Raw genomic sequence first — 14,183 nt, 5'->3', positions numbered from 1 at the left:
TAAAATCACTACAATCCAATTGGAATTATGCTTTAAACTCTTTTATTTCGTCTAACAAGTCACATGTACCTATATGCGCACCTGGCATGGTAACCAGTCGAAATACATAATCCAAAAAAACGCATCAAAGGAGGAACCAAGATGATCCGCATGCCTATTCAGCAAATGATCCCGTACCATCACCAATATCCGCGCAACACGGCGACCACTGCTCCTAAAAAGGAGAATGAGAACACTCAAGGTCTATCCTTTCATGAAATTTTACAGCAAAAAATGGCGAAGAAAAATGCTTCTCCTTCCCTTAGATAAAAATGGACACCGGACCGACCCTAGTCGAGTCAGGTTATCAACCGTCTTTCCGCAGCTTGGCGGAAGGGCGGTTATTGGCGTTGAGCCATAAACGACTGTACAGTTCTCAGGCATGTTTCTATAATGGTTTAAATATCTAAAAGATCCATGACATATACGAACTGTTAAAGGGGACTTAGCACATGACCACCATTGGTTGTTTTCACGCTCATTATTCCAACATCGCCTTAATTGAAGAGACGCTTGCTCCTTATGAAGTTGAATTGGTCCATTACGTCGATCCAGGTCTGGACCGTCTTAAACATGATGCTGACTTTTCCGAGGTTGTCATTCACGAGAAGGTAGCCCAGACGCTCCAATGGATCGCTGAGTGTCATGCCGATGCCATTCTGGTCACCTGCACCCTGTTTGCGACAGTACTGGAGCAGGAAGCGTCACAGGTCCCTGTACCTGTGATCGGCATAGATGATCCGTTATTGCAGGAGATGCGGCGAGTACCAGGAGATTACATAATAGCATTCACCAACCCGGCAACCGTTGAAGGAACGATGGCACGGTTGAATCAGGCATTACAGCAAGAGGATGAGAATGAGCAACTACACGTTGCCAAGACATCTCAGACGGAAGCGGTGTGCATCCCTGGGACATTTGAGTTGATTATGCGTGGAGATCAGCAAGGGTATCTCGAAGCGGTACGTGAAGGCTTACAGCAGATTGCTGAGCAGTATCCGGGTAAAGCGGTAGTGGCAGCCCAACTATCTATGGCTCCCGCAGCTGCACAGGTTGCAAGAGATCGCGGTATTCCAATCCATAGCCCGCTGGCATTGCTTGCGGCGTATTTGGAGAAGAATTTGGGACTAGCTCGAGAGTAGATGCATCAAACAATTAATTGATACAAATTGGATGTGCTCCTGTGATCTTGTTAAGAGTTAGTAGCATAAATTTAATTATGTTTAATTTATTATTTACATAAATACATATTAATCCTAATTTTCTAAAATAATAATTAAATATACATAATTTAGGTGTACAAACCTAGGGTTATATGATAAATTTAGATTGTTATAATTTAACAAATTACTCAGAGGGTGAGGTTTTACATTGAAATTATTGCGTTTATCGAAGTTACTGTTGGTTTGCTGTCTATGCCTATTACTTATTCCTACCAGTGCTTTCGCTTCTGCAGAGAATAAAACTGTGAAATTGGATATAACTTTATTAAAGCAGGGTATTCCTTATGAAGTAATAGAATCCTGGAGCCCTGAGTTTAAGAAAAGTCTTTCGAAAGAAGATGGATCAATTGAAGTAGTGGCTCATGAAAAAGCCTCAGCACCTGAATTCAACGGAGAGGTTGGACCACTCGGAAATATCAAGGATGATCAATTTGACTATTATATAACCATAGTTCGAACTGATAATGTTAATAATCGTGAGCGGTTTATGGTTGCATTAACAGGAAAGTGGAAATCAATGCCTTTTTGGCGCTTATCTGATGCTTATGGCGCTTCTTTTGATAAAGAAATTTGGAGAACAGTTCCAGGTTCTGGGTATTATGAAGATAAAGTCAAGTATAGCGGAAACTCTACGTTTACAACTTTAGGAAGTGGACGTAATTTCTCATATACTGGTGAGAATGGTGTTGGATTCAATGCTGATCTCAAAGGGGGCATTATTATAACAGAACAGGTTGCCTCTGCCGTCTTTACAATAGAACATAAAAAGCAAGGAAATCAAAGTGGTCTATCTCAAATACAATCCAATTACTACCACATTAAAGGTACGGGCAGTGTAGGATTGAGTTTTGGAGCTCTAGAGGTTAGCTTCTCAGGCTCTGCTGATAATGATTCCAGAGGTACACTTAAAAATTTTAATTATTAATAAAGTCTTTGTTAAATATGTTTATGTAATATAGGTAGAGTAAATTTAAATTCACAAAAGAGAACGATATAAAAATCGTTCTCTTTTACACATTTCACTCAAAAAGAGAGGTGAATAAATTAATGCGATTTTTATATATTCTTATCTTGTTCCTAGTCGGTATGGGTTCTTCCGCACTTCTACATGCTAGTAATCTTAAACTTTCTGATGGCGTGCTGTTTGTCATCGCAGGCATCCTATTTCAGATTTGGCGTAAGTTGGATTGAATCCAAGAGTTACGGTGAAGCGGGTTTGGCCTTGTCCAAACATTAATCAATATTTATAATTTAAAGCTTCAAAAAAACCTTCATCACTTGGCTCCCTTAGGAGCGCATCCGGTACTCCTCAGCCTTCGCCTGCATCCCTGCGGCTACGGCCTCGTCTTCGGGCAATTTCTGTTCAGCAGCGTAAGCACGAATGTCCTGCGTGATGCGCATGCTACAGAACTTTGGTCCGCACATGGAGCAGAAATGAGCTTCTTTGGCCCCTTCTGCTGGCAGCGTCTCATCATGGTAGGACAGCGCACGTTCCGGGTCCAGCGACAGGTTGAACTGGTCCCGCCAACGGAACTCGAAGCGTGCCTTGGACAATGCGTCATCGCGGCGCTGGGCACGTGGATGTCCCTTCGCCAGATCGGCGGCATGAGCTGCGATCTTGTAGGCTATAACCCCTTCCCGCACATCATCCTTATTGGGAAGGCCCAAATGTTCTTTTGGCGTAACATAACAGAGCATCGACGTGCCGAACCAGCCAATCATGGCCGCACCAATGGCGGATGTGATGTGATCGTAACCCGGGGCAATGTCGGTCGTCAGCGGCCCCAACGTATAGAACGGTGCCTCTTTACAGATCTCCATCTGCAAGTCCACATTCTCCTTGATCTTATGCATCGGCACATGCCCAGGACCTTCGATCATCACCTGCACATCGTGCTTCCACGCAATCTGCGTCAGTTCCCCGAGCGTAGCCAGTTCCGCCATCTGAGCCTCGTCATTGGCATCGTAGATACTGCCTGGACGAAGTCCATCTCCCAGCGAAAACGCTACATCATACCTTTTCATAATCTCACAGATTTCTTCAAAATGGGTATACAAAAAATTCTCCTGATGATGCGCCAGACACCATGCTGCCATAATGGAACCGCCCCGAGACACAATGCCTGTCATTCGCTTGGCGGTCATGGGGATATAACGCAGCAGTACACCTGCATGAATCGTAAAGTAGTCCACGCCCTGCTCTGCCTGCTCAATGAGTGTGTCACGGTACAACTCCCAGGTCAGCGCTTCCGCTTCGCCATTCACCTTCTCCAGCGCCTGATACAGCGGCACCGTACCAATCGGCACAGGTGAATTACGGATGATCCATTCCCGGGTGGTATGGATGTTTTTGCCTGTGGATAGATCCATCACGGTATCCGATCCCCAGCGTACCGCCCAAGTCATCTTCTCCACCTCTTCCTCGATGGAGGAAGATACAGAAGAGTTGCCTATATTGGCATTGATCTTCACATGAAAATGACGACCAATCAACATCGGCTCACTCTCCGGGTGATTGATGTTGGACGGCAGGATGGCCCGTCCACTCGCCAGCTCCTGCCTTACAAATTCCGGTTCCACGCCTTCACGAATGGCGGCGAATTCCATCTCTGCCGTAATGACTCCCTGCCTCGCGTAATGCATCTGAGTCACACAACGTCCTGGCTGTGCCCGCAGCGGTTTGCCTCGTAATCCGGGGTACTCTTCAGCGCCAGCTCTCTTCCCTCCGGGCTTCAGTCCGTTATCCTCCGGTTTAACCGTACGACCCTGATAAGCTTCAACATCGCCACGCTCTGTGATCCAGCGGGTGCGCAGGGCTGGCAAACCTGCGCGGATATCCGCATGAAATGCGGGATCGGTCATGGGGCCGCTCGTATCATAGACACGCAGCGGTTCGTTATGCTCCACCCCTTGGGGAGTATTCGTGTCATGAAGGGCTATCTCACGTTCCGGTACAGCAATGTCCGGCCGTGAGCCCTGAATGTAGACTTTGCGGCTGCCCGGAAAAGGCTGAACCCGTCCGGCCGCGCTTGTTTCCTTTTCCACCTGCTGATCGTTATGTTCCCGTTCCATCGCTTGTTGTCCCATTTGATTTCCTGTACTCATGTTCGCTTGTCTCCTCCTCAGTGTTCGTCGCTTGTTTGGTTGGAATAGTCATTAGCTCACTTACGTACCTGTCCCAAATCATGCGCAATGCAGAGAAGAAAGAGCGATCCTACACCAGACCAGGGGAGACATAATTTATGTACAGTTCACAACAGACCGGAAGGCAGCACAGATCATGGATCTATGGTGACTTCCCTCCTCATCCAAGCCCACTTTCGCAGGTATTGAAAAAGAAGTCGATGGAGTATGCGCTATATCGCCCGTTCCCTGTATATAAAAAAGCCGGTCCCCGAAGGAACCGACTTTTATGTCCATCACCAATAATGCACCTTTATGCAGCTCCTTAACGGAGCCCTACAAGGGTCACATCATGTGGTGGTTGTGGTCATATCGCCGATTACTTCCCTACGCTGGTATGATCCAGATCAGGTGCAAAGGGTCCGGAATCTCATGCGATTCCGTCTCAGTCCGGACAATTCGGACTCCCCCAGTAACGTTAATAAGTTGCGGCTTACATAAGCCGCTGTTCATATTCAATGAAGCTGGCCCCGTTGGGCCGTCCATTACAGAGTAGCGCAACCGGAACATAAAAACAACCTTTATATTCCAAATGATCAAACTCTATTGGAGAAAAAACTTACCTCAACATCAGGATAACATGAGCCCCATTTGCGTAGCAGCATCCTTCAACACAGGTGCGTATTCATGCAATGTCTCCTGTGAGAGTCGGCTGACAGGCCCTGAGACCGAGAGTGCGGCTGCAATATTGCCTCTGCGATCCATAATCGGTACCGATACCGCGGCAGCTCCCGGCTCACGTTCCTCATAACTCGTCGCATATCCGTTATCCCGGATATCTCCCATCTGCGCCAAATACACCGCGGGATCAATAAACACCGGCCATTCCGGCCCGTTCATCAGTTCTTCACGATCCTCGTCCGTGGCAAACGCCATCAGGACTTTGCTGGAAGCCCCCACAGACAGCGGGAGTCTAACACCAACGGGAGCAACTCGGCGGATCGCCTGATCACTTTGCACCGCCTGAATACGAATCCGTTCACTCCCATCACGCAGGTACAGACTCACGGTCTCCCCCAATCGATCTCTCAGTCGCTCCATCGCAGGCAACAGCAGAATAGCGGGATCATCACTGCGGGACATATGAGCTGACAGCTCCCAGATTCGGATGCCAAGTCGGTACTTCTCTGTTGCTGCATCGCGGATCACGAACCCTCGATCCTCCAGCGTAGCCATCAAACGGTGGACTGTACTTTTGTGCAGGCCGATCTGGCTGGCAATTTCGGTGAGTCCCAGATCACTGCGTGTGGTAAAACATAATAATATATCCAGCGCCCGTTCCACAGCCCGGACGGTTAACTTGCGATCTTCCATGGCATAATGCCCTCCTCATGTTTCATCACATGAAACTTGGTTACATAAATTATATGAGAAACGGTCTCATCTGTAAACCAAAAAGAGCCAAAATCAAAATAGGCCAACGTGTAAATTTTCCCTTTTTATAAGACTTAATCCCCTGTAATTTACACACTAAGGTAATGTTACCCATATATCTTAAGAACTATATAACAATTGCGTAACAAATGCCCTCAATCAATTGACTTTGACTATATTGGAACATACGATAAAGATATATTACATTAAGATATCGCTCTGAAGCAGGCTCTGAAATCGACGCAATTCTCTTTTCATGTCGTTGTTATCTTCAACTGAACTTCAAAGGAGGGGCATTCATGTATCAATCATCCCAGAGCGAAGCCCCGCTGCAAACAAAAGTGTCCGATCTGCCCTCTTCCCTATCACCGAGGCTGATTCGGTTCAAACATATTATCGTAGCGTTGCTGCTCTCCGTTGTATTTTTTCTACTGTTTTGTTTTATTGCACTGCATGGTTATATCGCATGGGTATTATCCAATCCAACGGTAGCGCCAGTCTTCTCCAATCCGATGCAAGCCAAGAACATGAAGTACGAAGACATCACGTTCCCGGCAGCAGATGGCAGCCGGACGATGCAGGGATGGTATATACCTGCTGACAATGCTGCAAGCAAAACGATTATTTTCAGTCACGGCTATGGTGCCAATCGTGAAGAAACATGGGTACCCATGTATGACCTGGCACACTATGCCCATCAACTTGGGTTCAACGTGGTCATGTTCGATTATGGCTTCGCCTCACAGGTGAACAAAGCTGTAGCCACAGGTGGCAAAGCTGAGTCACAGCAATTGCTCGGTGCGATCCAGTTCGCCAAGCAACGTGGTGCGCAGGAACTGGTTGTCTGGGGTTTCTCGATGGGTGCCGGTACAGCGTTACAAACCGGACTGATTACGAAGGAAGTGGATGCAATGATTCTGGACAGTGCGTTCCTGCTGGAGCCAGATACGCTGTACCACAACATTCACAACCAGATCGATCTGCCACGTCAGCCTACACTGGAGATCATGAAACTGTTGTTCCCTGTTCTGAATGGTACCGGATTACAACAGATTCCATACCAGGAAGTGAAAAAGGAAGATTATCCGTTCCCGATTTTCTTCATCCATGGTACAGAGGACGAGAAGGCGCCTTATCCAATTGCGGAGCAACTCGCCGCCAACCAGACCAATCCGTACTCGGATGTATGGATTGTCCAGGATGCGCATCATGAGTTGATCTTCCGGGAGCATCCAAAGGAATATCTGCGCCGTGTCTCAACTTTCCTGAGTCATGTAACGAAAACAAGCAGTGACGATGTGCAAAACACGAATAATGGAGAATAACCAAATTTCAATCATTGAATTTTTTCCAGAGCCCTCAGGGGCTCTTTTTTTTGCACTCATAGGACAACAAGCTCGCGGAATATACTCTTGGGACGCATGAACAGACGGTCTGCATGCAATGAATTTCATCTGAAGGAGGTTCAACATAGATGAACTGGTATGGATATGGTCACCTGCTGCCTCTGCGAACATTGGAGGAAATTCGTTTTTGGAAAGAGCAGGAGAAAGAACATACACTCGTGATTCGTGCCCTGGTTCCTGATCTGGAGCCCCCATACGTCAAGCTATTGGAGGAATGGGAGGTTACCTTTGCAAACAGTGAGCGAGTAGCCAATCAGCTTTTAAAACAACTATTGCCCGCAACCCATCCACCTGCTCCCTACATGGTTCGTTGTATCGATCAACTTGTGTTGGCAGCTCGGCAGCAATCGAGAGAGTTCATCAAACAGCTGTATGTTCTTCTGGAGCAAAGTGCTGCTGTGCAAGCTGTTCCGCTTGCCAAAGTACTCATTCTGCATTTTATCCGCGAGTCGGAGTATTTTCTGGGTGTATTGGATACGCTTGGCCAACCGGGCATCTTGCGTGAGACGGATTCGGAGCCATCACTTTTTCTGGAAAATGCGCTGCATACGTCAGAGTCAGGAAGCATCCATCGCCAAGCTTCAGAAGCTCCAACTTCTCCAGAGGGAAATGTAAATGCACCTGCCGCTCCAGCTCAGATCCAATCCGCAACCGTTCAACCGTCTTCTACCGGAACAACACAAGCCACACCCAGCTCTACAGCACCTCCTGTAAAAGAAAAGCCGGTTCCCATTGGAGGACACACACTGCCGCCTCTCCCCTATGCGTACAATGCGCTGGAGCCACATATTGATGAGCTGACGATGCGTATCCATCATGACAAACACCATCAATCTTATGTGGACGGACTGAATGTAGCAGAGAAGAAGCTGGCGGAATCGCGAAAAAAGAATAACTTTGAACTCATCAAACATTGGGAACGTGAACTTGCCTTCAACGGGGCAGGCCACTACCTGCATACGATCTTCTGGACAATTATGAACCCTGCTGGCGGCGGCAAACCTTCCGGTATGCTCGCAGAGCAGATCAAGCGAGATTTCGGGAGTTATGAAGCGTTTAAGAATCAATTCACAGAAGCCGCGAACAAGGTGGAAGGCAGTGGCTGGGCGATGCTTGTCTGGAGCCCGAGAGCACATCGTTTGGAGATTTTGCAGGCGGAAAAACACCAGAACCTGTCCCAGTCCGATATCGTACCACTCCTGCCACTGGATGTGTGGGAACATGCCTACTATCTGAAACATCAGAATGAACGCAAAAAGTATATCGAGGATTGGTGGAACGTTGTCTACTGGCCCGCTGTGGCCGAACGTTACGAAACGGCACGCAAGTTGTTGTGGCCGCCTTATTAAGCTTGGGGTTAGATGGATTAGAGAAAAAAAGAGATATCTCCAGCCGAATGACTGAACGATATCTCTTTTGGTGTATACAAAAAAGCAAGCCTCCTGTAAGAAGAGACTTGCTTGTATTTTGAGAGACTTCCTATTTCTAAATGTTCACTTAAGAAGCACAGCCCTCGCACGCCACATAGTTGTCGCCAACCTGTTTGCTAATGGAGATCAGATCGCCCAGCTTGATATCAGACTCATCTGTAAACTCCAGATCGGCTATACGTGCAACGATCAGTGCAGCAGCCTCTTCCTTGCTTGTTGCCATTTGGCTGAACTCGGATTTTTCGCCTGTTGATACAACCTCATATAAATACGTATATCTCAATGTGTCCATCCTAACACTCTCCTTCCGAAATCACATCATATCATCTCTATTAACCAATTCCAAGCCCTAGTAAAAAGTGTTAATCGTATCGCAGCTTCATCTGCTCAGCTGTCAGGCGTACTTCTTCAGAGCCAACGCTAAGCACCCTGCTGGTCTCCGCCTGTGGATAGCGATCCCGTAGTGTTCGAACCAAAGCCGCAGTATATGCCGCGGCTGAAGGTACACCTGCCAATTCTTTCAGACTTGCCATCGTGCCAGGCTGAACATCAGGATATCCTTCACTCGCCCCACCTGCTGCATGCTGATAGAATTGTCGCACGTCCGCTGCCAGTTGATCTCCCTGACCTTCCACGATGATAAAAGCCGTAATGATATACGCCTTTGCCTGCCTGCGCTGGGCAATACCACAGAATTTTAGGCCACCTACACTGACATCATAATCTCCCGGGCAAAAAGCACCCTGAACCTCACCAGTTTGCGCCTGATTCGACCACGGCGTTAGCGACTCGGCAATAATCGAAGCCATCTCTCGGAAATCATCATGAATATTGATGGCATGTCCGGGATTAGGCAGAATCAGCGACACATTAACTACCCCTGGATTCAAGGGTACTGCCGCTCCACCGGAAGGCCGAACACAGACCGCCGTCCCTTGGCTTCTAATCTGTTCCATCGCTTCTACAGCCTGTGGCAACCTGCGGTCACGCAGACCCGCTACAAAGGCATCTGGGTGTCTCCATATATGTGCAACAGGTAAATGCCCTGCCCCAACCCGCCTGCACATAACTTCTTCCCAAGCAAAAGCTTCGAGTACACTACTCCCTTGTCGCAAGAGTGGTGTCTCCCAGATTTGCAGACGCAATGTAGCCTGTTGATCTGCCTGTAGTCCCTTTTCCGGCTGAACCGGTTGATCTGAATGGGAAGGTACACTCATTGTTCCATTACCTCCGGCTTCACGAATTCATATGTATCCAGTATATAGGAATGACAACGCATATATAAATAAGCCGGTTCCCAGGGAACACGGCTTATTTATATCATATCCTATGGCTTAAAAACTGCTGCTTCCAAAACCAAAGGAACTTACTCATCCGGCTTGTCCAGCGAGTGGACATACCAGATCTTAATCTTTTACCAAAGACAAGAACTCTGCACGTTGTGCCGGATTCTCACGGAAAGAACCACGTACAGCAGACGTTACCGTCTTGCTTCCCGGTTTCTTCACGCCGCGGGAACACATGCACAAGTGCTCGCCTTCCACAACGACCATAACTCCATGAGGCTCAACGGCCTCTGTCAGAATGTCAGCGATCTGTGAAGTAATACGTTCCTGCACTTGAAGGCGACGTGTTACTGCTTCGACCAGACGAGCCATTTTGCTCAGACCAACGATCTTGCCGCTTGGTACATACCCAATGTGCACCTTGCCGAAGAACGGCGCCATGTGGTGCTCACACTGACTGTAGTAGACAATATCCTTGACGATAACCAGTTCTTCATGATTCTCGTCAAACGTGACACCGAGCACATCGCGCGGGTCTACTTCATATCCGCCAAAAATTTCTTCATACATTCGGGTCACACGTGCAGGCGTTTCAAGCAGCCCTTCACGTGTACTATCTTCTCCGATCAATTTCAGGATCTGCTCTACATGATACTCGATCTTCTCCCGATTGTCGGATACTTTTGAATTCAAATAATCTTTAACGCCAGCCACTGCCAAACGCCTCCTTTCGAACCACAATAAGGTAAGCAGTTATTCACTGCTATTATTTTCGGCGGCCCGAACTTTTACGCGCAGGATGCTGTTGCGGCTGAGGCATTTTCGCTCCTGGCTGCTGATTCTTCATCATCTGCTGGGCACGCTGCATTTGCTTGCCATTCAGGTTGTAGCCCATTTGCTTCGCCATTTTCTGAAGCATGTCCGGATTGCTTTGCATTTTCTCAAGTTGTTTACGCAAGTAGAACACCCCGATGAAAAATCCCCCGACCAGACCAACAATCAATGTAATAATCGGTATAACAATATCCATCTCTTAGACACCTCTGTATGCATTCTAAAAAGCCTGATAATCCGTGTCACTTCATGATGTTCGACACATAAGTTGCAAACCTGACACAGACCGGATTTCCTGAAAGTATCATAGCATTTCCGCACGCCTTGAGCAAACGGATTTTCCAGTTGAACCGCACACAAGCTACGTCATGACAGCTTCAATGAAAACGGTTGTATGCTGAGCCAGATCGATTTCAACCACATCCAGAGAATAACGCGTACTTCCGCGCGCCACCCTGATTACAGGTCTGCCGGGCAATCCCCGATGTTGACGCACAATGACTCCAGTCTCTTTGGTGGACAGTCGTACCGCTGTACCATTGGGATACACGGATACACTCTTATTGAACTCAATCAGAATGTCCCGATCCAGCTTTGTACCAGATAACGCCATCATCTCTTCACAGGCCTCATGTGGCATCAAACTGTCCTTGGATAAACCATTAATGAGATTATCATAGATATTAGCCACACTAACAATTCTCGCAAACAGATGAATGTCACTCCCCTTGATCCCTCTCGGCATGCCTGTACCATCTACATGCTCATGATGTTGCAGGGCTGTATGGGCGACCAACAGACTGAACTCCCGTTTGTTCTTAATCACTTCGAATCCAAGCCATGTATGGTGCAGCGAAGAATTTGCAGCAGAGCCACTGCCAGGAGGTTCCCCCACTTTGCCAATATCATGCAATAATGCCCCCACAGCAAGGTCCTTCAGTTGATTATAATTGAGTCCCATATTCAGTCCGATGACCGAAGACAACAAACATACATTCATCGCATGAACATACTGTGCATTGTCTTTGGTACGAATATCGGTGAGCTGCACAAGCATTTCACGCCCGTTCAGTACATCATTCAGCAACTTCTCTATACTGAGGGCAACTTTTTTCGGACTCCAGTCTTTCCCGGATCGAATGGATTCGAGTGTGACACTCATTTCGTTAATTATTGCCCGTTTCGTGGTTTCATCCAGAATGTCTTCTGCATCCACATCTTTATACGCTTCATCCTGGATGTATAACATGGTCACGCCAATACGCTTCAGCGTATTGACCATGTATACGGTGAGCTGGACTCCGGCAGACAGCAATACCGTGCCGTTACTGGAATATACCGTCTTGCCCAGAAGCTCTCCCGCTTCCACGCTCTCCACGTTTACATACTTCATGAACGTCCCCCGCTCTTACGATAGCTGCTCCAATGCGAGCAATTGCTCCTTGGTTTGCAGACCGCCTACATAACCCACCAGGGTACCGTCTTTACCACTGATACGGTGACAGGGAATAATAATCGGAATCGGATTCTTGCTAATGGCGTCCAGAACTGCACGAACAGCCTTGGGTCTGCCGATGATTTCCGCAACCTGTTGGTGTGATGAGGCCTCTCCATAAGATATATCGGACAGAACTTCCCATACTTGTAGCTGGAATGGTGTTCCAAGCCGATCAAGCTGCAAGTCGAACGTTTTTCTCTCCCCTGCAAAATACTCCTTTAACTGCTTTGCAGCTTCGCTGAGCTTCTCTTCATTCTTCTCATATCGATACTCGCCAATCCAGATGCGGGCCCATTGTTGCAGATGAGCTTCGCGTACGTGAAAGGCGCCAAAATCAATGTGACACAGCCCTTCATCCGTCGCGCATAACGTAAGAGTACCAATCGGTGTCAGTACCTCATCGTAGTATACGGGCTTGCCATGAAGACCCGTAACGGCTGAAGGTTTCCACGCTGCGGCTTCCGGTTTGGCAGGCTGTGCAGACTGCTCACTACCCGGTTCAATCCCGGCTTCCATTTTCAAATCCTGTTGTAACGCACGTAAGGCATTGTTCTCGTTGTTCTGTTCCTCTGGCTGCTTCTCACTCACTTGCCCAGCCTGTGGCTGTTTGGGTAAGGTCTCGGACGAACTCAGTCGCTCCTCGGCCTTCTGCAGCATGCTTAGTACGTTCCCATCTTGTTCGTTAGCGGCAGCTTCCCCAATTGCTCTCATGGCGTCTTCTCCTCCAATTCTGCTTAACGCCCAAGCTGCGGTTCCCCGCAACTCGGGGCGCGGATCACGTTTTAGTACTTCTGTAAGTTTGGGTACAGCACTTTTGTCTTTGAAATTGCCCAGGGCAATAACGGCGTTACGTTGAATCGGCTTTTTGCCCCGCCAAGCGGCGGAACTCTGACCGAAACGTTCCTTGAATTCCCGGTTACCGATGTCCAGCAGCGGCAGTAGGAGTGGCTTCACAATCTCCGGATCGGGGTGAAACTCGGGATGGTGATCCCAGTTCTTACCCCGGTTCTTCGGACAGACAATCTGACACGTGTCACAACCGTACAGACGGTTACCTATTTTCAGCATAAATTCTTCATCCACGAACCCTTTCGTCTGGGTTACAAAAGAAATACAACGCTGTGCATTCAACTGCCCCGGCCCCACTAATGCTCCTGTAGGACAGGCATCGATACATTTTGTACATTCACCGCAGTCTTCGGTCACAGGTGTGTCTGGTTGAAAAGGAATATTTGTTACCAGTTCCCCGAGGAAAATCCATGAACCGAATTTTGGTGATATAATGGCACAGTTTTTGGCGCTAAAACCAATCCCCGCACGCTGGGACACCGCACGATCCACCAATGCTCCGGTGTCTACCATGCTTTCGATCATGGCTTCAGGTACGCGTTCCTTTATAAAATTGACCAACTTGTCCATCGCTGCACGCAGGACCTGATGATAATCCTGACCCCAAGCCGAACGGGCAAAAATGCCTCGATACGCACCAGGCTCCGATTTCGGCGGATTCACCATTTTGGATGGGTATGCCACGGCTATTGCAATAAGTGAAGCGGGCTCACCATCTTTTAAGGCGGGGTGCACCCTTTTTTCAATATCCGGCTCTTCAAAACCTGAAGCATACCCTTTATCCCGCGACTGCTCCAGCAGCGACTTCAGGGAAACAAAGGGATCAGCCGAAGCAAAACCGATATCATCAATGCCCAGTCCGGGGCCAGCTGCCTTGATCTCCTGTTTTAACTTCTCCCATACGGAGGCATCCTGTGCTGCCCCGGTCTGTACGCTCGTCATTTCTCTTCCCTCTCTTCTTCCGACACTTATTCCGTAAATAGTGAACGCCCGCCTCACGGTAAGAGGACAGGCGTTAATTTCTATATATGCCTTACATACTTGAATTCAAACGGAACGAG

The 14,183-nt window shown here is 48.0% G+C and carries 13 protein-coding genes and 1 riboswitch; of the genes, 5 read left to right on the top strand and 8 right to left on the bottom strand.

Going from position 1 to position 14,183, the window contains the following annotated elements; all coding sequences use genetic code 11:
* Positions 1 to 141: 141 nt before the first annotated feature.
* From NST38_RS03515 to NST38_RS03505, 3 genes are all read left to right on the top strand, one after another.
* Positions 142 to 309, top strand: coding sequence for a hypothetical protein (locus NST38_RS03515; protein WP_017690769.1), 168 nt, complete (start codon positions 142 to 144; stop codon positions 307 to 309).
* Positions 310 to 491: 182 nt separating this feature from the next.
* On the top strand, positions 492 to 1,181 hold the full coding sequence (locus NST38_RS03510) for an aspartate/glutamate racemase family protein (protein ID WP_076254736.1): 690 nt from the start codon (positions 492 to 494) through the stop codon (positions 1,179 to 1,181).
* Positions 1,182 to 1,410: 229 nt separating this feature from the next.
* Complete coding sequence (locus NST38_RS03505; RefSeq protein ID WP_101315048.1) at positions 1,411 to 2,187, top strand: hypothetical protein; 777 nt, start codon at positions 1,411 to 1,413, stop codon at positions 2,185 to 2,187.
* Positions 2,188 to 2,549: 362 nt separating this feature from the next.
* Here NST38_RS03505 and thiC read toward each other — a convergent pair whose 3' ends face one another.
* Positions 2,550 to 4,334, bottom strand: a complete 1,785-nt coding sequence (gene thiC, locus NST38_RS03500) for a phosphomethylpyrimidine synthase ThiC (protein WP_083685185.1) — start codon at positions 4,332 to 4,334, stop codon at positions 2,550 to 2,552.
* A gap of 418 nt (positions 4,335 to 4,752) precedes the next feature.
* Positions 4,753 to 4,866, bottom strand: a riboswitch (TPP riboswitch).
* 149 nt (positions 4,867 to 5,015) lie between these two features.
* Entirely contained in the window at positions 5,016 to 5,759 is a 744-nt protein-coding gene (locus tag NST38_RS03495) for an IclR family transcriptional regulator (protein ID WP_017690772.1), read from the bottom strand.
* Positions 5,760 to 6,118: 359 nt separating this feature from the next.
* Between NST38_RS03495 and NST38_RS03490 the strand changes: the two genes are divergently transcribed.
* Complete coding sequence (locus tag NST38_RS03490) at positions 6,119 to 7,144, top strand: alpha/beta hydrolase (protein ID WP_036614129.1); 1,026 nt, start codon at positions 6,119 to 6,121, stop codon at positions 7,142 to 7,144.
* 149 nt (positions 7,145 to 7,293) lie between these two features.
* Entirely contained in the window at positions 7,294 to 8,574 is a 1,281-nt protein-coding gene (locus NST38_RS03485) for a Fe-Mn family superoxide dismutase (RefSeq protein ID WP_076254738.1), read from the top strand.
* A gap of 148 nt (positions 8,575 to 8,722) precedes the next feature.
* Here NST38_RS03485 and NST38_RS03480 read toward each other — a convergent pair whose 3' ends face one another.
* The 6 genes from NST38_RS03480 to queG form a co-directional block, all read right to left on the bottom strand.
* Complete coding sequence (locus NST38_RS03480) at positions 8,723 to 8,947, bottom strand: hypothetical protein (protein WP_036614132.1); 225 nt, start codon at positions 8,945 to 8,947, stop codon at positions 8,723 to 8,725.
* Between the two features lie 70 nt (positions 8,948 to 9,017).
* A complete protein-coding gene (locus NST38_RS03475) occupies positions 9,018 to 9,872 on the bottom strand; it encodes a lipoate--protein ligase family protein (RefSeq protein WP_083685176.1) in 855 nt (284 codons plus the stop codon).
* A gap of 189 nt (positions 9,873 to 10,061) precedes the next feature.
* Positions 10,062 to 10,655: a GTP cyclohydrolase I FolE gene (gene folE / locus NST38_RS03470; RefSeq protein WP_036668229.1), complete on the bottom strand. Its 594-nt coding sequence runs from the start codon at positions 10,653 to 10,655 to the stop codon at positions 10,062 to 10,064.
* Positions 10,656 to 10,707: 52 nt separating this feature from the next.
* Positions 10,708 to 10,971, bottom strand: a complete 264-nt coding sequence (locus NST38_RS03465; protein ID WP_017690778.1) for a YneF family protein — start codon at positions 10,969 to 10,971, stop codon at positions 10,708 to 10,710.
* A 165-nt stretch (positions 10,972 to 11,136) separates the two neighbouring features.
* Positions 11,137 to 12,168: an HD-GYP domain-containing protein gene (locus NST38_RS03460; protein WP_076254740.1), complete on the bottom strand. Its 1,032-nt coding sequence runs from the start codon at positions 12,166 to 12,168 to the stop codon at positions 11,137 to 11,139.
* Between the two features lie 15 nt (positions 12,169 to 12,183).
* A complete protein-coding gene (gene queG, locus NST38_RS03455) occupies positions 12,184 to 14,064 on the bottom strand; it encodes a tRNA epoxyqueuosine(34) reductase QueG (protein ID WP_076254742.1) in 1,881 nt (626 codons plus the stop codon).
* Positions 14,065 to 14,183: the final 119 nt, after the last annotated feature.

The sequence above is a fragment of the Paenibacillus sp. FSL H8-0104 genome (assembly GCF_038050215.1).
Taxonomy (GTDB): Bacteria; Bacillota; Bacilli; order Paenibacillales; family Paenibacillaceae; genus Paenibacillus; species Paenibacillus amylolyticus.
The sequence above is the reverse complement of the archived record's forward strand: the minus strand, read 5'-3'. Positions and strand labels throughout refer to the sequence as shown.

Excerpts from the sequence above, each read along its gene's own strand:
- NST38_RS03475 (WP_083685176.1), bottom strand. The coding sequence starts at position 9,872 with ATGAGTGTACCTTCCCATTCAGATCAACCGGTTCAGCCGGAAAAGGGA.
- NST38_RS03510 (WP_076254736.1), top strand. The coding sequence starts at position 492 with ATGACCACCATTGGTTGTTTTCACGCTCATTATTCCAACATCGCCTTA.
- NST38_RS03480 (WP_036614132.1), bottom strand. The coding sequence starts at position 8,947 with ATGGACACATTGAGATATACGTATTTATATGAGGTTGTATCAACAGGC.
- NST38_RS03495 (WP_017690772.1), bottom strand. The coding sequence starts at position 5,759 with ATGGAAGATCGCAAGTTAACCGTCCGGGCTGTGGAACGGGCGCTGGAT.
- NST38_RS03485 (WP_076254738.1), top strand. The coding sequence starts at position 7,294 with ATGAACTGGTATGGATATGGTCACCTGCTGCCTCTGCGAACATTGGAG.
- NST38_RS03490 (WP_036614129.1), top strand. The coding sequence starts at position 6,119 with ATGTATCAATCATCCCAGAGCGAAGCCCCGCTGCAAACAAAAGTGTCC.
- queG (WP_076254742.1), bottom strand. The coding sequence starts at position 14,064 with ATGACGAGCGTACAGACCGGGGCAGCACAGGATGCCTCCGTATGGGAG.
- NST38_RS03465 (WP_017690778.1), bottom strand. The coding sequence starts at position 10,971 with ATGGATATTGTTATACCGATTATTACATTGATTGTTGGTCTGGTCGGG.
- NST38_RS03460 (WP_076254740.1), bottom strand. The coding sequence starts at position 12,168 with ATGAAGTATGTAAACGTGGAGAGCGTGGAAGCGGGAGAGCTTCTGGGC.
- thiC (WP_083685185.1), bottom strand. The coding sequence starts at position 4,334 with ATGGAACGGGAACATAACGATCAGCAGGTGGAAAAGGAAACAAGCGCG.
- NST38_RS03515 (WP_017690769.1), top strand. The coding sequence starts at position 142 with ATGATCCGCATGCCTATTCAGCAAATGATCCCGTACCATCACCAATAT.